Annotated in this window: 16 protein-coding genes; 5 read left to right on the plus strand and 11 right to left on the minus strand. The window is 73.6% G+C overall.

Going from position 1 to position 14,862, the window contains the following annotated elements:
• Positions 1–4: 4 nt before the first annotated feature.
• The 3 genes from AB0J46_RS29970 to AB0J46_RS29980 form a co-directional block, all read right to left on the minus strand.
• On the minus strand, positions 5–997 hold the full coding sequence (locus AB0J46_RS29970; RefSeq protein WP_364337578.1) for a hypothetical protein: 993 nt from the start codon (positions 995–997) through the stop codon (positions 5–7).
• Complete coding sequence (locus AB0J46_RS29975) at positions 987–1,520, minus strand: copper resistance CopC family protein (protein ID WP_364337580.1); 534 nt, start codon at positions 1,518–1,520, stop codon at positions 987–989. Before AB0J46_RS29975 ends, AB0J46_RS29970 begins: the two co-directional genes overlap by 11 nt.
• A 95-nt stretch (positions 1,521–1,615) precedes the next feature.
• Positions 1,616–2,179: a hypothetical protein gene (locus tag AB0J46_RS29980; RefSeq protein WP_364337581.1), complete on the minus strand. Its 564-nt coding sequence runs from the start codon at positions 2,177–2,179 to the stop codon at positions 1,616–1,618.
• A 76-nt stretch (positions 2,180–2,255) separates the two neighbouring features.
• On the opposite strand from AB0J46_RS29980, the gene AB0J46_RS29985 reads away from it, so the two are divergent.
• A complete protein-coding gene (locus AB0J46_RS29985; RefSeq protein ID WP_364337582.1) occupies positions 2,256–2,558 on the plus strand; it encodes a hypothetical protein in 303 nt (100 codons plus the stop codon).
• Here AB0J46_RS29985 and AB0J46_RS29990 read toward each other — a convergent pair.
• The 3 genes from AB0J46_RS29990 to AB0J46_RS30000 form a co-directional block, all read right to left on the minus strand.
• Positions 2,525–3,490 (minus strand): acyl-CoA desaturase, encoded by a 966-nt coding sequence (locus AB0J46_RS29990; RefSeq protein ID WP_364337663.1) that lies wholly within the window; start codon positions 3,488–3,490, stop codon positions 2,525–2,527. The two genes, AB0J46_RS29985 and AB0J46_RS29990, sit on opposite strands and share 34 nt — an antisense overlap.
• 222 nt (positions 3,491–3,712) lie before the next feature.
• Entirely contained in the window at positions 3,713–4,138 is a 426-nt protein-coding gene (locus tag AB0J46_RS29995) for a nucleoside deaminase (RefSeq protein ID WP_364337583.1), read from the minus strand.
• Positions 4,125–5,006: an LLM class flavin-dependent oxidoreductase gene (locus tag AB0J46_RS30000; RefSeq protein WP_364337584.1), complete on the minus strand. Its 882-nt coding sequence runs from the start codon at positions 5,004–5,006 to the stop codon at positions 4,125–4,127. The genes AB0J46_RS29995 and AB0J46_RS30000 overlap by 14 nt, the downstream gene beginning before the upstream one ends.
• Before the next feature lie 95 nt (positions 5,007–5,101).
• On the opposite strand from AB0J46_RS30000, the gene AB0J46_RS30005 reads away from it, so the two are divergent.
• The gene (locus AB0J46_RS30005; protein ID WP_364337585.1) at positions 5,102–5,560 is read left to right on the plus strand and encodes an Lrp/AsnC family transcriptional regulator; all 459 of its coding nucleotides are present in this window, start codon (positions 5,102–5,104) and stop codon (positions 5,558–5,560) included.
• Between the two features lie 37 nt (positions 5,561–5,597).
• Here AB0J46_RS30005 and AB0J46_RS30010 read toward each other — a convergent pair whose 3' ends face one another.
• From AB0J46_RS30010 to AB0J46_RS30030, 5 genes are all read right to left on the minus strand, one after another.
• On the minus strand, positions 5,598–6,737 hold the full coding sequence (locus AB0J46_RS30010) for an FAD-dependent oxidoreductase (protein WP_364337586.1): 1,140 nt from the start codon (positions 6,735–6,737) through the stop codon (positions 5,598–5,600).
• Positions 6,738–6,762: 25 nt separating this feature from the next.
• Positions 6,763–8,331 carry an MFS transporter gene (locus AB0J46_RS30015; protein ID WP_358286251.1) on the minus strand — a complete coding sequence of 523 codons (1,569 nt, stop codon included), beginning with the start codon at positions 8,329–8,331 and terminating at the stop codon, positions 6,763–6,765.
• A gap of 85 nt (positions 8,332–8,416) precedes the next feature.
• Positions 8,417–9,802, minus strand: a complete 1,386-nt coding sequence (locus AB0J46_RS30020) for an FAD-binding oxidoreductase (protein WP_364337587.1) — start codon at positions 9,800–9,802, stop codon at positions 8,417–8,419.
• Between the two features lie 46 nt (positions 9,803–9,848).
• On the minus strand, positions 9,849–10,109 hold the full coding sequence (locus tag AB0J46_RS30025) for a hypothetical protein (protein ID WP_364337588.1): 261 nt from the start codon (positions 10,107–10,109) through the stop codon (positions 9,849–9,851).
• A gap of 69 nt (positions 10,110–10,178) precedes the next feature.
• Positions 10,179–11,069 (minus strand): hypothetical protein, encoded by an 891-nt coding sequence (locus AB0J46_RS30030; RefSeq protein WP_352351162.1) that lies wholly within the window; start codon positions 11,067–11,069, stop codon positions 10,179–10,181.
• Between the two features lie 247 nt (positions 11,070–11,316).
• On the opposite strand from AB0J46_RS30030, the gene AB0J46_RS30035 reads away from it, so the two are divergent.
• The 3 genes from AB0J46_RS30035 to AB0J46_RS30045 all read left to right on the plus strand — a co-directional run bounded on the left by AB0J46_RS30035 (position 11,317) and on the right by AB0J46_RS30045 (position 14,800).
• On the plus strand, positions 11,317–13,020 hold the full coding sequence (locus AB0J46_RS30035; RefSeq protein WP_364337664.1) for an exo-alpha-sialidase: 1,704 nt from the start codon (positions 11,317–11,319) through the stop codon (positions 13,018–13,020).
• A gap of 245 nt (positions 13,021–13,265) precedes the next feature.
• The gene (locus tag AB0J46_RS30040) at positions 13,266–14,060 is read left to right on the plus strand and encodes an ABC transporter permease subunit (protein ID WP_364337589.1); all 795 of its coding nucleotides are present in this window, start codon (positions 13,266–13,268) and stop codon (positions 14,058–14,060) included.
• Positions 14,057–14,800 (plus strand): ABC transporter permease subunit, encoded by a 744-nt coding sequence (locus AB0J46_RS30045; RefSeq protein ID WP_364337590.1) that lies wholly within the window; start codon positions 14,057–14,059, stop codon positions 14,798–14,800. The genes AB0J46_RS30040 and AB0J46_RS30045 overlap by 4 nt, the downstream gene beginning before the upstream one ends.
• The last annotated feature ends 62 nt before the right edge of the window (positions 14,801–14,862 follow it).

The raw sequence follows: 14,862 nt of genomic DNA on the forward strand, positions 1-14,862 counted from the left end.
GCCGTCAGCACAGTGCCATGGCCGTCTGCCACAGGCTGGGCAGGGCGGCCAGCACGTGGTCGCCGCGGCGGCGCCGGTCGGCGAACGTCTCGGCGCCGAGGTCGGCCAGCAGCTCCTGGAAGCCCTCCTCGTACCCGGCCGGCGCGCCGGCGGCGGCGCGTTTGTCCAGGCAGCGCGCGTACGTGGCGACCAGCCAGAACACCGCCTCCCGGTGGAGCCCGGCGGCGACGAGCTCGCGGCTGCCGTCGATGGCGATCGGACGCGCCTGCGGCGTGATGTCGGAGGTGAAGCGGTAGGAGGGCGCCTCCAGCCGGGCCGTCGCGTCGAAGACCGCCTCCAGGGCCGCCAGGTGCCGCTCCACCCGTTGCGGGGTCATCTGCGCGCAGCCCAGCAGTTCGAGCAGGTGCTCGTGCCAGTCGAGCCGCCCGTGCCCGGCCAGCAGCTCGCGCACGGCGGCGTACCGGCGGCGCACGGTCGGGTTGCGCAGCCCGGCGACCAGCAGGACGTGCGTGGTCACGCCCGTGCCGAACAGCCAGGACGCCACCTGCTCGGGGACGGGCGCGTTCTCGTCCATGGAGTTGATCCAGCCGCGCACCCGGTCCATCGCCTGCGTGCAGCGGGCGATGATCCAGGGCCGCTCGGCGAAGTCGCGGGCCACCAGGCGCTGGATCTCGCCGAGCCGCCCGGTCGGGTCGGCCAGCACGCTGGGCAGGTGGAAGCTGCCGGCCAGGTGGTAGTCGCTCAGTACCTCGTGGGTGGAGCCGATGCGGGCGATGCCGGAGACCTCCAGCAGGACGCCCTCGTAGCGGAACTTGCCGATCGCGGGCGGCGGGTCGGCGAGCACCATCACGTCCACGTCGGACGTGGGGCCGAGCTCCGTGCCCGGGGCCGCCCACAGCGCGGACCCGGTCAGGAACGCCCCCTCGAACCCGGGCAGGCGGGCGCCCTCGTCGAGCACCCACTGCCGCGCGAGCTGCCTGGCCCGCTCAACCAGCATCCACGTCCTCCCGGTCAGGGCCGCGGCGCGCGCCCCTGATCAGGAGGACCGCGCCCAGCACGACGAGCACCGCCAGCCCGCCCCAGATCCAGCCGGGGACGCCCGTCGCGGCGGGCCGTTCCTCGACGGGCGAGGGCGCCGCTGCCGGTTGCGAAGTAGATCCTTTCATGACGAACGGGATTTCGCCCTCGATCGGATGGCCGTCCGAGGACACGACACGCCAGGCGATCACGTACGAACCGGGCGCGGGCTGCCGGGGCACCTCGGCGAACACCTTGGGCCCCTCGATGCGGGGCTTGCCGACCTCGACGGCCTTGCCCGCCGCGTCGTGCAGCACGACGAAGGGGAACTGGACGTGGGCGTTGAACTCCAGCTCGATCCGCTCGATCGCGGACAACTGCGCGTTCTTGGCCGGTGAGCTGCTCTTGAGCGTGTCGTGGGCGAGCGCCGCGGTGGACGGCAGCAGCGCCAGGAGGGCCGCGCAGGCGAGCGTGGCCAGGCGGAAGGGCCAGGAGGGTTTCATGGGAACTCCGGATGCGGACGGCCGGACCGGCGCCGGGGCGCCGTCCGGGCACGGGAGAGCAAGGACGGGGACGCGTCCGGAACCGGACGCGGGACTCAGCGGAGGCGGAGCCGCCGGGGTGGTCCTCGCCGGGTGACCGTGCGGCAGGCGGTCCTGCCCATCGGAGTGGGGACGTCGGCGTACGCCGGAGTGCGCCCGTCGGGGCGGCGCGGCGGGATCGGCGCCTCGACCGGCGCGAGCAGCAGCGGCCCGAGGACCGGGGGCGGCGCGGCGGACAGGCGGATCACGAGCCACAGCGCGCGCTCGCCGCGGTGCAGCCACCACGCCGTCAGCGCGGCCACGGTGAGGTGGACCAGCGCCATGGCGGGCGCGGGATGGCCGTGCCCGGCGGCGGCGCCCGTGGCGGGCGCGAGGCGTTCGAAGAGCTGGTGCAGCACGAGCTGGGTGAGCGTGGTGGCGGCCAGGATCGCCGCGGGGCCGCGCTCGCGGCCGTTGATCGTGAGCGCGGCGGCGAGGGCGGCCAGCACCCCGAGCGCGCCGCCCCAGAGCGGGACGGCCCCGCCACCGGCCAGCAGGTGCCCCGCCGCGGACACCAAGCCGCAGACCGTCGCGAACACGACGGCCCGCGACAGACGCAGCCAGACTGACGCGGCGGTCACAGCCGCCATCCTTACACAACCGCCACACTTACCAGGCGGCGCGTTCGGCGTGTCCGCGCGGGGGCAGCGGACTCTGATGGACTTCGCCCGAGGCGATGGGCCGGATCTGGAACTGGTGGTCCGGCGGGAGTTGACCGACGCGGGTTTCAACGTCGAACCGTCCCCCCTGCCGGTCGACGGGGGGCTCACCGTCTGGCTCGATCCGTCCCGCGGTGTGGTGGTCGTCTGGGGTCCGGCCGGCACCGACACCGCCGCCCACCTGGCGAAATACGCGACCATCCGCACCGCGGTCCTGCTCGCGCTGCGGATGGTCCTGGCCGGGGCCGGCCACGAGATCCGGGAGGATCAGGAGGGCCTGGAGCTGGTGGTCACCTCCTGAGGGGCGCGCAGCGGCGCCCCGACGTCGTGCAGGTGCCGCATGGCCTGGGCCCACGACTCGACGAGCCCGCACTCGGCGTACGCGACGCCGAGCTCGCGGCAGTACTCGCGCACGAGGGGCCGGGCGCGGCGCAGGTTGGCCGAGGGCATGCCGGGGAACAGGTGGTGCTCGATCTGGTAGTTGAGCCCGCCGAGCGCGACGTTCATCAGCCGGCCGCCGCGCACGTTCCTGGAGGTCAGCACCTGGCGGCGGAGGAAGTCCAGGGAGTCCTCGGCGGTCAGCACCGGCATGCCCTTGTGGTTGGGCGCGAACGTGCAGCCCAGGTACACGCCGTAGCAGGCCTGGTGCACGGCGAGGAAGGCGAGCGCCTTGCCGGGCGGCAGCACCGCGAACACCCCCGCCAGGTAGGCCAGGTTGTGCGCGACGAGCAGCAGCCCCTCGGTGCGTCCGCCCTTCACCCTGCGCAGGGCGCGGAAGCCGGCCACCTTCAGGTTCAGGCCCTCCAGGGTGAGCAGGGGGAAGAACAGGAACGCCTGCCACCTGCCGATGAAGCGGGGCAGCCCGCGGCTGGCCTCGGCCTGCCGCCGCGACCAGATGAGGATGTCGGGCGCGACGTCGGGGTCGTGGTCCTCGTGGTTGGGGTTGGCGTGGTGGCGGGTGTGCTTGTCCATCCACCAGCCGTAGCTGAGCCCGACGGTCAGGTTGCCGACCACCAGCCCGGCGATCCTGCTGCGCCGCCGCGACCGGACCACCTGGCCGTGCGCCAGGTCGTGGGCCAGCAGCGTGACCTGGGCGAAGGCGACGGCCAGCAGCGCCGCGACGCCGAGCTGCCACCAGGAGTCGCCGACCGTGGCGAACAGCGTCCACCCTCCGGCGAACAGGGCGGCCACCAGGCCGATCCTGATCGCGTAGTAGGCGGGCCGCCGCTCCATCAGCCCCGCCTGGGCGATGCGGCGCGACAGTTGCGCGAAGTCGCTCCCCCGGGGCGCGGCGCGAGGGGTTTCCACCACGGTCAAGGCTCTCTCCGATGCTGGTGAGGCGGGCGTGAACACTCCTCAGCATCGCGGCGGCGGCCTTGCGGCGGACCCCCGCTGTCACCCGTCCTGATGGTGGGGCAGGCCCTACCATCGGCGGCCCTCGGCGGGGCCGCGCGGTCAGCGATAGTAGCCCTCCAGCGGGGCGCTGGCCTCGGCGTACAGGGCCGGGCCCTCCTGCGGGACGTGCGGCCAGCCGGGGCCGGTCCTGAGGCCGGCGAGCTGCTCGTTCGACAGGGCGTACACCACGCGGCCGAGGCCGGAGCGTTCGATGGCGCCGGCGCACATGCCGCAGGGCTGGCAGCTGGTGTACATGGTGGTGGCGGCCGCGGCCTCCGGGGTCAGCTCGCGGGCGGCCCAGCGGGCCAGCTTCAGCTCCGGGTGGGCGGAGATGTCGCGGTCGCCGAGGACCGTGTTGTGCTCCTCGGCCAGCACCTCGCCGCCGGGGCCGGCCAGCAGCGAGCCGAAGGGGGCCTCGCCGTTCGCGCGGGCGCAGGCGGCCAGCTCGATGGCCCGGCGCAGCAGGGTCTCGTCATCGGGGGTCATCGTCGTCCTCCTTGGACGGGTCGCGGGATTCGAGGTCCCAGTGGCCGGCCACGGCCGCGAGCGCGTGCCAGGCCGTCTGGGGGTGCAGCGTCTCGGCGGGGTCGCCGGCGAACGGGTCGAGCACGACGGTGTCGGCGCCCAGGTGCCGCAGCGCGTCGAGGTCGGCCAGGACCTGGTCGAGGGTGCCCTCCCCGGCGTGGCGGCCGGGGCCGGTGACCGGCTCGGCGGTCAGCCGCAGCAGGATGCGCGGCGCGAACGCGGGCACGGGGCGGCCGAGCTCGCCGGCGACGTCCGCCAGCCGCCCGGCGGCCTCGCGCAGCCAGGGCAGGGTGTTGCGCAGGGGGTGCCACGCCTGGCCCAGCCGTACGGCGCGGCGCAGGCCGGCCTCGCCGTTGCCGCCGACCCAGAACGGGATGGGCCCGGCGCGGTAGTCGTCCTCGGCGGACCAGGCGGCGCGCATGGCCAGCAGGTGGTCGTCGGTCAGCCGTCCGCGCCGCTCGAACGGCACCCCGAGCGCGTCGAACTCCTGCCGCGCCCAGCCGATGCCCACGCCGAGCACCAGCCGGCCGCCGCTGAACCGGTCGAGGTTGGCCGCCATCCGGGCCATCACCAGCGGATGCCGGTACGGCACGATGAGCACCGAGGTGCCGAGCCTGACCCGCGTGGTGATCCCGGCCAGCCAGGACAGCGTGGTGAACGGCTCGTAGAAGGGACCCGGGTACTGCTGGGCGACGTCGGGGGTGATCGCGACGTGGTCGGAGATCATCAGCAGGTCGTAGCCGAGGCCCTCGACGGTCTGCGCCCATCGCCGCAGCGTGGCCGGGTCGGTGCCGGGCCCGAAGTTCGGTACGTTCACGCCGATTCTCATGACACCGAAGGCTATCCAGGCCGTCCCGCCGGGCTGAAGGCCCCGCTCACGGTGTGCGGCGGGGATCGCCGTGGATCTGCCGGTATATTCGCCGGATGGCCGAGGATCTCGACGACACCGACTGGGCGATCCTGGCGGAGCTGCAGCGGGAGGGCCGCCTGCCGCTGACCGAGCTGGGCCGCCGGGTCAACCTCAGCGCCTCGGCGACGACCGAGCGGGTCAGGCGGCTGGAGGCGCTGGGCGTCATCGCCGGCTACCGGGCGGAGGTCGATCTGGGCAAGGTCGGGTTCGGCGTGCTGGCCGTCGTGCGGCTGAAGTATCCCGGCAGCCGGCACGAGCCGCTGCGCCGCCTGCTCGGCGAGCGCCCGGAGATCCTCGAATGCCTGCGCACCACCGGCGAGGACTGCTACACGCTGAAGGTGGCGGCCGGGTCGATGTCCCACCTCGAACGCGTCATCGACGAGCTGGCCCGGTTCGGCAGCACCACGACCAGCATCGTCTACAGCCAGACCCTGCCCTACCGGGGCCCGGCAGCCCCGCCCGCACGGCTCTGAGGCGGGGGCGCCGGGGGCCTCCCGGAGGGCGGCGAGGTCAGATCGGCTGCAGGGCGGGAACGGTGCGGGGGGCTGCCTCGTCGCCGTAGATGTGCAGGTCGGCGCGGAAGGCCCGCAGGTACGCCCGCCGGTCGTGGAACGTGGCGGCCAGGGCGTCGCCGTAGTCGATGAGCTGGCGGTGCGCCTGCCGGCGCGGCTCGTAGCGGGCCTGGAGCAGCTTGTCGAGCAGCGGCAGGTCGCCGCCGGCCGCGGAGATGACGTCGGCCAGGATCTCGGCGTCGTACAGGGTGTAGCTCATGCCCATGCCGGTCATCGGGTGGCAGGCGAAGGCGGCCGAGCCGAGCAGCGCGGCGTTGCCCCTGTGGTACGCCCCCACCCGCAGCGACGAGACCCTGATCGGCTGCCAGGCGGCGGCCTGCAGGGAGGCGAAGGCGTCGGTGCTGTCGGTGACGAAGCCCTTCAGCATGTCGGGCAGGCTGGTGGCGCCCCGGCCGAAGACCTCGTCGTCCTGCTCGGGGGGCAGGCCGACGAACACTCTGGCCTGGTCCTTGTCGAGCGGGTAGAGGTAGGCGAGCCAGCCGCCGGAGCTGAAGTAGAGCCGGTTGAGCCGGGCGACGCTGGCGCTCAGCGGCACGGTGGCCACCCGCATCAGCAGCCGGTCGTAGGGCATGGTGACCTGGTCGATGTCGAGCGCCCGGCGGACGGCCGACTTGGTGCCGTCGGCGCCCACGACCACGTCGGCGCGCAGCCGGCTGCCGTCGGACAGCGTCAGCAGCTCGATGCGGTCGCCGTCGCGCTCGACGTGCTCGATGGCGGCGTCGAAGCAGAACTCGACGCCCTCCATCGCGCAGCAGGCGTAGATGAGCTCGACCAGCTCGCGGTAGGGGCGGATGAGGAAGCCCCCGTCGGGGAAGCGGCACTCCCTGATCGGCTCGCCGTCGTGGTAGTAGCGGATGAGGTCGCGCCGCAGGCCGTGGCGCTCGACGAGCTCGGCCAGCCCGTGGCGGGCCAGCACCCGCAGGCCGGGGGGCTTGAGGAAGTCGGCGCCCGCGCTGGGGATCGAAGGTCCCTGCTCGATGACGACGACGCGCTGCCCGCGGCGGCGCAGCAGCAGTGCGAGGAAACAGCCGCCGAGCCCGGCGCCGACGATGGCCACGTCGCACGAGGTGGTTGCCATGACGAGAGCCCTTCTTGAGGTTGAACTAGACGTGCGTGGTTCCGTAGGTCTCCGAGCTCTCTGCCGCCCGGGGCCTCGGGATGTGATCCCTGGGGGTCGTGCGGGTCTCGACAGGCAGCAGCGCGTCGGCCTCCGCCGCGACGGTGGCGAGGGTCATGCGCAGCTCCAGCAGCAGCCGGCGCGGCACCTTGATCATGTCGTCGCCCGGGTCGGTCCGCAGCCGGGTGATCTTGGTGAGTGCGATGGCCCCGATGAACACCGAGATGGCCACGCACATGGCGAGCGCGCCGGCCAGCCCGGCCAGCGGGCCGGTCAGGATGAACGGGTGGTCGATGACGAGGGACACCACGGCGATGCCGACGGCCCCGCCGACCATGCGGGCCATGGTGGCCGCGCCGACGGCGGAGGCGTACTGGCTGGGGCGGGCGGCCAGGGTGGTGGCCACGGAGGTGCCGGGCGCCAGCGCGCCGACGCCCATGCCGACCACGACGCTGGCGATCAGGCCCCACACCGTCGGCCCTGACTGGGTCAGCACGAGCACGCACGCGCCGCCGCAGAGCAGGGAGCCGGCGTAGATCAGGCCGTACGCGCCGATGTGCTTGAGCAGCTTGCCGGCCAGGTAGCTGGTGACGACGACGGCCACCGAGGTGGGCGTCAGCCACATCGCCACCTCCAGCATCGGGTAGCCGAGGTGGAGCAGGTACAGCGGCTGGACGGTGAGCAGGCCGTAGGACAGGGCGCCGAAGAACCAGGTGGCCAGCCAGCCCCAGACGAACTTGCGCTGCCGCCACAACGCCAGGTCGATGGCCGGCAGGCGGTGGTGCCTGGCCTGGGCCAGCGCGCCGCCGAGCAGCGCCAGGGCCGCGACGGCCAGCCACACGACGTCCATGCCCCAGGCCATGGCCTTGGAGATGGCCAGCACGATCACCGCGATCCCGGCGGCCAGCAGCCAGGCGCCGAGCACGTCCGGCACCCCCTTGGCCGCGGCGCGCCTGCCGGACGGGAGCGCGGCGCAGGCGATCAGCAGCGCGACGCCCATGACGACGTCGGGCACGAACAGGGCGCGCCAGTCGACGGTGGCGGCCAGCCAGCCGCCGCCGGCCTGCATGAGCAGGCAGCCGAGCCCGGAGGCCGAGCTCCACAGCGCGATCGCGCCCCGGCGCTGCGACTCGGGCAGCTCGCCGAGCAGCAGCCCGAGGCTGGCCGGGATCATCGCCGCCGCTCCCGCGCCCTGCACCGCCCGCGCGGCCAGCACGAACGACCAGGACGACGCGGCCACGGTGGCGATCCCGCCGGCCACGAAGACCACCAGCCCGAACGCCAGCACCCGGCGGCGGCCGAACAGGTCAGCCCAGCGGCCGGCCGTGGCCAGCAGCGCCGCGATCGGGATGAAGGCGGCGCTGGTCAGCCAGACCAGGTCGCCCAGCGGCATGCCGGCGCCCGCGGGGGTGTAACGCAGCACGCCGACGGCCAGGGTGGTGGCCGTGGTGTCGGCCATCACGGTCAGCATCACGCCCGCGCCGACCAGCCGCAGCATCACGGCGTGACGGCGGGTCACGCCGGTTGCTCTGACGGCCACTGGTGTCTCACGCACTCGGTCCTCCTCGCAAGAAAGCCTCAGGTTCCCCGCCGGCCGGCACACTGCGGTGGGTGCGACCGGCGCGGGGTGGTTCGGGGGGTCAGGCGCCGTAACGGCCGGGAGAGAGCAGGCCGTCCGGGTCGAGAGCGGTCTTGAGCCGGTGGAGCATGCCGAGGCTGGCGGTGCTGGTCTCGGACCAGACGTCGGCGGCGGCGTGGTCGATGTCGGAGCGGTAGATGGCGCAGCCGTTGCCGCGCAGCAGGCAGCTCGCGTCGTTGCGCAGCTGGTGGGCGCGGTGGGCGGCGTCGGCGTCGGCCCGGTCGAAGAAGATCTGGATGACGGCGTTGGCCATGTGCGGGCTGACCAGGTTCCACTCCACCATCAGGGCGATGCGGTGGGTGTCGACGGCGGTCTGCAGGGCGTCGAGGATGCGCTCGGTCTTCGTGGCGTGCAGCGGCATCAGCGGCAGCAGCACGAGGAAGCCCATGCCGCCGGCGTCGATCTGCTCGCAGGAGGTGACGCCGAGCGCGTTGCGGACGCCCTGGCAGGTCGGGATGCCCTGGGCGGTGAGCGCCCTGGTGTAGAGCGGGTCGTCGGGGCCGACCGCGGCGGCGTCGAGCACGCGCAGCGTCTCGCCGCCCTCGACCTCGATGAGCGCCTTGCGCAGCATCTCCTCGGCCAGCTCGACGGTGGCGCCGGTGCCGAGCAGCGGCCCGAGGACGGTGAACTTGCCGGTGTCCACGCCCGCCGGCAGCAGCCAGCCGCCGTCCCTGCCGGGCGCGAGGGCGAGCTCGCGGAGCCGCATGAGCCCGCCTGCCGGGTTGCCGCGGCGCAGGAACCCGGCCATCGCACCGATCGCGGCGCCGACCTGGTCGCGCCGGATGCGCGCGTGCACGAGCCCGATCGTCTCCGGGCGCGGCACCAGCGAGACGGCCATGGCGGTGACGACGCCCAGGTTGTGCTGGACGAACGCGGCCGTCAGGTCGGGCCCGGCGACCCGGCCGTGGTAGACGCCGGTGGGGTCGAGCCCGCCGGTGGTGATCACGCTGCCGTCGGCGAGCACGGCCTCGATGCCGGCCACGTCCTGGACCCGGGAGCGGAAGCAGCCGTCGCCGCGTTCGAGGGCGTTGCCGATGACCGAGGTGTCGGCGCAGGAGGCGGTGACGTTGAGCATCCACGGCGTGTCCCGCAGCGCCTCGGCGAGCTGGGCCTGGGTCACGCCCGGCTCGATGACGGCGTAGCCGGCCTCCAGGTCGAGGCCGCGGATGCGGTTCATCCGGCTGAGGTCGACGACGACGTTGTCCTCGGTGACCGGCAGCGCGGAGCCCATGCCCCAGTTCCTGCCGGTGCTGACCGGGTAGAGGCGGCTCTTGCTCACCATGGCCCGGCGGACGAGGGCGCGTACCTCGTCCAGGGTGTGCGGGGTCTCGGTGCCCGCCAGCGAACGCGGTCGGTGGGCGCCCACGTCACGCGGCCGCAGATCCACTCGCGATAGTCCCTGCATGGCTCTCCTCGGGGGATGCGAAATCACGTCAGGCGGTGTGCTGGAGGAGGTCGTCGATGGAGCCGATGGCCTGGGTGGACATCTCCCTGATCTCACGCAGCCGCTGCTCGGTGAACGCCTCGTAGGGCGCGGGCGGCACGGCGGCGGGGGCGGGGAAGTCGAGTGAGCCGCGCGGGGCGGCCTGTGCGGGCACGTCGTGCGGGCCGTAGGGGTGGCGGCGGGCGCGGGTGCGTCCGGTGTCGGACGACTCGTGCCGGACGAGCGCGGGCAGATGCGGTGGGGTTCGCATGACGGGAGCTCTCCTACAGGGTTCGTACGGGTTGTGCGTGCTGCCGCCCGTGGAGCGGCACGTGGGTCGTCACGTGCTCTCCTGGTGGCCGGAGCGGGGGATGACGGCCGTGGGAGTCGCCCTCGGCACGCCGTGGTTGATGACGCTGGCGGCGATCCGGCGCTCGGTCAGCCCCATGTGCGGACGGGGCGCGCCGGCCGGACGCACGGCGGCCGTGCCGCGGATGATCGAGCTGGCGTGCACCCACCGGCGGGTCTCGGCCAGCACCTCGCGCTGCGCCCTGGGCAGGTCGCCGTGGGCGGCGTAGTGCTCGCAGACGGACCACGCGAGGGCGCGGGCCATGATCAGGTGCTCTTCGCAGGCCGCGGCCACCTTCGACTCCAGCCCGACCACCTGGGCCAGGAGCAGTTGCAGGTGGGACAGGCCGGAGCTGCGGTCGAACCCGTCGAGCTCGGCCAGCCGGGCCGGCCAGCGCAGCCGCCGCTCGACGGCGGCGCGGGTCGCGGCGGCGACGTCGGCCGCGGTGCGGCCCCGCGGGTCCTCGCCCTCCAGTTGCACGGCCCGCTGCGCGGTGTGCTCGAAGTCGGACAGCCGCTTCAGCCCGCTCTGCAGCAGCCTGATGCGGTTGTGCAGGCAGGCGGCGCTCCAGCCGAGCACCAGCAGCCGGTCGCTGTCGGCCTCGCAGTGCCAGCCGACGAGGCTGACCTCGCGGGCCATGCGGTGGTGGAGCACCCATGACTCGCGCGGGTCGACGTGGACGGGGGCGTCGATCCACACCTGCAGGCCGCCGGGAGGCAGCTCGCCGACGCCGACCTCGACCCCTTCGGGGGCCACCCTGGCGCAGATGCGCTGGACGACCTTCTGCTGCGCCGCCGTCTCCGGCGCCACCGGCGCCGGGTCCGCCGCCCAGACCGGCGGCACGCGCTCGGGGGCGACTCGCGCCCTGGGCTCGATGCTCATCTGAGGCCACCTCCAGACCCGAAGGTCCCTCCTACGTAAATTGACACTTAATCCTGCAGCTCTGATCCTCGGGTCGCAGCCCGTCGCTGTCAACTGACACTTAACGAATACCTATCGGACGCACGCTTGGCAACCCTGGGACGGAGGTGAAACAAGGGGCCGGAGGGGGCAGAGACAAGGCATGGCCTCGCCCGTCGCGAGGCGGCCGCCCGCGAGCGGCCACGAGAGGAAGGAGTCCCCGGTGGCGATGCCCAGAGCCGCGCTGGCGGCGGTGTTCCTGGCCGCCGGGCTGCCCGCGGCCCATGGGGTCACGCACGCCGGCGAGACGTTCTGCCGCATGCCGGAGTTCACCGGCAAGTCGGTTCCGGAGGGGCCTTACCTGATCGACACTGATGTCTCACCGCGGTGGATTTACCCGTACCCGACGCCCGCCGAGCGCGAGCCGTCGTCGGAGCAGCGGCTCGACTTCGCCGGGTTCCCGAGCGTGGCGGCGCTGGACACGGTGGGCCGCGACGGCGCTCCGGTCAGGAAGCTCCTGGTCACCTACGCCACCAACGTGGACAAGGTCGTCACCCTCTCCAGCGAGTCGGCGACCTCCGACGACGGCGGCGTCACGTTCGGCCCGAGCAACCGCACGCCGCTGCGGGAGGCGCCGATCGAGCTGCGCGACGGCCGGCTGCTGGCCCTGGAGTACTACCTGCGGCGCTCCGGGCCGGGCACCGCCAAGCTGGGCGTGCTGTCCTCCACCTCTGCGCACGACGAGAGCTGGGTGCGCTGGGAGGCCACGGTCTCCTCGCCGGACGCCGGCGCCTCCGGCGGAGCCGCGCACGGCCTGCCGATCCAGCTCGCCGACGGCACGATCCTGTTCACGGCCTACATCCGCCAGGGCGACACCGAGGCCTACCAGCCGGAGGTGTTCGCCAGCGACGACGGCGGCCGCACGTTCGCCAGGCGCGGCGTGATCGCCCCGCCCCAAGGACCGTTCGTCTACAACGAGACCGCCCTGGCCCAGACGCTCGACGGCTCCCTGCTGGCGGTGCTGCGCAGGGACGGCGAGCCGCCCTCCACGCTGCACCAGAGCCGCTCCTCCGACGGCGGCCGCACCTGGTCGCCGGTCCGGCCGCTCCGCATCGACGGTCAGGACTGCCTGGTGCGCGGCGTGGCGCCGCGGCTGCTGCTGATGCCGGACGGCGTGCTCGTGCTCAGCGCCGGGCGTCCGCACAACTGGCTGGCGATCGCCCCCGACGGGATCGGCGAGGAGTGGCGGCACCAGACGGTGACGTACCGCAACAGCGACGGCGTGCGGGACGTGCACGGCTCCTCGGGCTACACCGCCGTGGCCGCGGTCGGCCCGCACCGGCTGATCCAGGTGTTCGACAACTGCAAGCTGCCCGGCGTGCGCCCCGACGGGCTGCTCAACGAGACGGCCTGCCCGGCCCACGGCAAGTTCGAGAACGGCGGCTGGTACGCGATCAAGCGCCGCCTGTTCACCGTCACGCCCCCCGGCCCCGACCTGCTCGACCTGGCCGCCCTGTACCGCCGCGGCGCGCTCAAGGTCGAGACCGACATGCGCTGGACCCGCCCCGGCCGGCCGCGCACCGGCCCGGCGGGCGCCTTCGACGGCAGCACCGACTACTGGTCCGGCGCCGTCGCCGCCGGCCCCGGCCGGTACGTCCTGCACCTCGACCGCCCGTACGCGATCAACCGGATCGGCCTAGCCCTGCGCCCAGGGCACGCGGCCGGCGCCCGCGTGTACGTCTCCGCCGACGGCCGCTCCTGGGGCGAGCCCGTCGTCACCGTCGAGGACCGGACCGACTACGCCATGCGCTACCACACGGTGGCCCGCACCGGCGCGCACGTCATGATCGTCACCGAGCCGACGGACGACTGCGACGCCGAGATCGGCGACTCCTGCAGCATGCTCAGCGAACTCGAACTCTACGGACGCTGAACCCGGCCGGAATATGCGGATTATCAGGCGGGCCGAAATGGCGCGAGCCTACGGAATGTGACGCCGGACCCGGCGGGCTTTCGGGACCGGAGTTTTCCCGGCCGGGCGGAAAGGCGTGGCTCGGTTACTGTGATTTCCGTTCCTCTCTGCCCGCCTTCCGGCCTGCCGCGGTGACGAATGGCCGGACCGATGTTCCGGAGAGCCGATAAATTGCCGTCCCACTCCCCCGGCGCCGAGGCGTCGCCGTGCGCCTGATCCCCTCCCGCCCCTTCGACAGCGCCGCCGTGTGCGGCGTGACCGGCACCGTCGCGCTGCTGTGCGCCGCCGAGGCGGCCGGCCGCCTCGGGCTCGTCTCCCAGCTGGAGCTGCCGCTCGCCTCGGCGGTCGTGGCCACCGCCGCCGGGCTCGCCGCCGACCCCGCCTTCCTGGCCGACGTGCTGGCCACCTGCGGCGCGTGGGCGCTCGGGCTGCTGACCGCCGTGGCGGTGGCCGTGCCCGCCGGGCTGCTGCTGGGCAGCCTGCCGCCGGTCGAGCGGGCCCTGCGTCCCGTGCTGGAGTTCCTGCGGCCCATCCCCTCGGTGGCGCTCATCCCCCTGGCCGCGTTCGTCTTCACCGGCCGCCTGGAGACGGAGGTCGCGATGATCGTGTACGCCGCGACCTGGCCCGTCCTGCTCAACACCATGTACGGGCTGCGCGAGGTCGACCCGCTGGCCAAGGAAACGATGCGGGCCTTCGGCTTCGGCCCGCCGGCCGTCCTGTGGCGGGTCAGCCTGCCGAGCGCGGCCCCCTTCGTGGCGACCGGCGTGCGGGTGGCCGCGGCCATCGCCCTGATCCTGGCCGTCAGCACCGAGCTGCTGGCCGGCAGCAGCGGCATCGGCCACTTCATCATCGTGGCCGAGAGCAGTCCGGACGGCCTGCGGCTGACCATCGCCGCCACCCTGTGGGCCGGCGCGCTCGGCCTGCTCACCAACGCCCTGCTCGCCCACGCCTTCCGGCGGCTGCTGCGCTGGCACACGACGCTGACGGGAGCGGCACGATGATCAGATCCGTGGCGCGGCTGTGGGCCGTGCCCGTCGTCGTGGCCGTCTGGGAGCTGGCCACGAGGGCGGCGGGCAACCCCTACTTCCCGCCGCCGTCCACGATCGCGCTGCGCCTGGGCGAGCTGTGGATCAGCCGGACGGCCCTGGACGACCTCTCCCACAGCCTGGGCCGGCTGCTGACCGGCTGGGTGGTGGCGGGCGTGGCGGGCGTGGCGGCCGGGGTCGCCATGGGCCGCTCGCCGCTGCTGTCGAGGTTCGTGGACCCGGCGGTGCAGTTCTGCCGGGCGCTGCCGCCGCCCGCGCTGCTGCCGGTGTTCCTGGCGCTGTTCTCGACCGGCACGCTCATGCAGGTCGCGGCCATCGCGTGCGGCATCGTCTGGCCGGTGCTGGTCAACGCCGCCGACGGCGCCCGCGATGTGGACCGGCTGCACCTGGACACCGCGCGGGTCTTCAGGCTGTCGGCCGGGCAGCGCCTGCTGCGCGTCGTGCTGCCCTCGGCGGCCCCGAAGATCCTCGCCGGGCTGCGGCTCAGCCTGTCGCTCGCGCTGATCCTCATGGTGATCGCCGAGTTCTTCGCCACCGACGGCGTCGGTTTCCGATTGCGCGCCGCCCAGCGTTCCTTCGACCTGCCCGGCATGTGGGCGGCCGTCACCGTGCTCGGGGTTCTGGGTTATCTGCTCAATCAGGTTTTCCTGATTCTGGAACGCCGGCTGGTGGCGCATTATGGCGCGACCGAATAAAGCCGCCCGGGAATGCGAAGGATTGCCGGACGGCTGTTCTTTTTCCCCGGCACGCTTTGTTC

This window comes from Nonomuraea sp. NPDC049758 (genome assembly GCF_040674635.1).
In the GTDB taxonomy this organism is placed as follows: Bacteria; Actinomycetota; Actinomycetes; order Streptosporangiales; family Streptosporangiaceae; genus Nonomuraea.

Bases quoted from the DNA above. Each gene is read 5' to 3' on its own strand.
- AB0J46_RS29970 (WP_364337578.1), bottom strand. From the start codon at position 997: ATGCTGGTTGAGCGGGCCAGGCAGCTCGCGCGGCAGTGGGTGCTCGAC.
- AB0J46_RS29975 (WP_364337580.1), bottom strand. From the start codon at position 1,520: ATGAAACCCTCCTGGCCCTTCCGCCTGGCCACGCTCGCCTGCGCGGCC.
- AB0J46_RS29985 (WP_364337582.1), top strand. From the start codon at position 2,256: ATGGACTTCGCCCGAGGCGATGGGCCGGATCTGGAACTGGTGGTCCGG.
- AB0J46_RS29990 (WP_364337663.1), bottom strand. From the start codon at position 3,490: ATGGAGCGGCGGCCCGCCTACTACGCGATCAGGATCGGCCTGGTGGCC.
- AB0J46_RS29995 (WP_364337583.1), bottom strand. From the start codon at position 4,138: ATGACCCCCGATGACGAGACCCTGCTGCGCCGGGCCATCGAGCTGGCC.
- AB0J46_RS30000 (WP_364337584.1), bottom strand. From the start codon at position 5,006: ATGAGAATCGGCGTGAACGTACCGAACTTCGGGCCCGGCACCGACCCG.
- AB0J46_RS30005 (WP_364337585.1), top strand. From the start codon at position 5,102: ATGGCCGAGGATCTCGACGACACCGACTGGGCGATCCTGGCGGAGCTG.
- AB0J46_RS30010 (WP_364337586.1), bottom strand. From the start codon at position 6,737: ATGGCAACCACCTCGTGCGACGTGGCCATCGTCGGCGCCGGGCTCGGC.
- AB0J46_RS30025 (WP_364337588.1), bottom strand. From the start codon at position 10,109: ATGCGAACCCCACCGCATCTGCCCGCGCTCGTCCGGCACGAGTCGTCC.
- AB0J46_RS30030 (WP_352351162.1), bottom strand. From the start codon at position 11,069: ATGAGCATCGAGCCCAGGGCGCGAGTCGCCCCCGAGCGCGTGCCGCCG.
- AB0J46_RS30035 (WP_364337664.1), top strand. From the start codon at position 11,317: ATGCCCAGAGCCGCGCTGGCGGCGGTGTTCCTGGCCGCCGGGCTGCCC.
- AB0J46_RS30045 (WP_364337590.1), top strand. From the start codon at position 14,057: ATGATCAGATCCGTGGCGCGGCTGTGGGCCGTGCCCGTCGTCGTGGCC.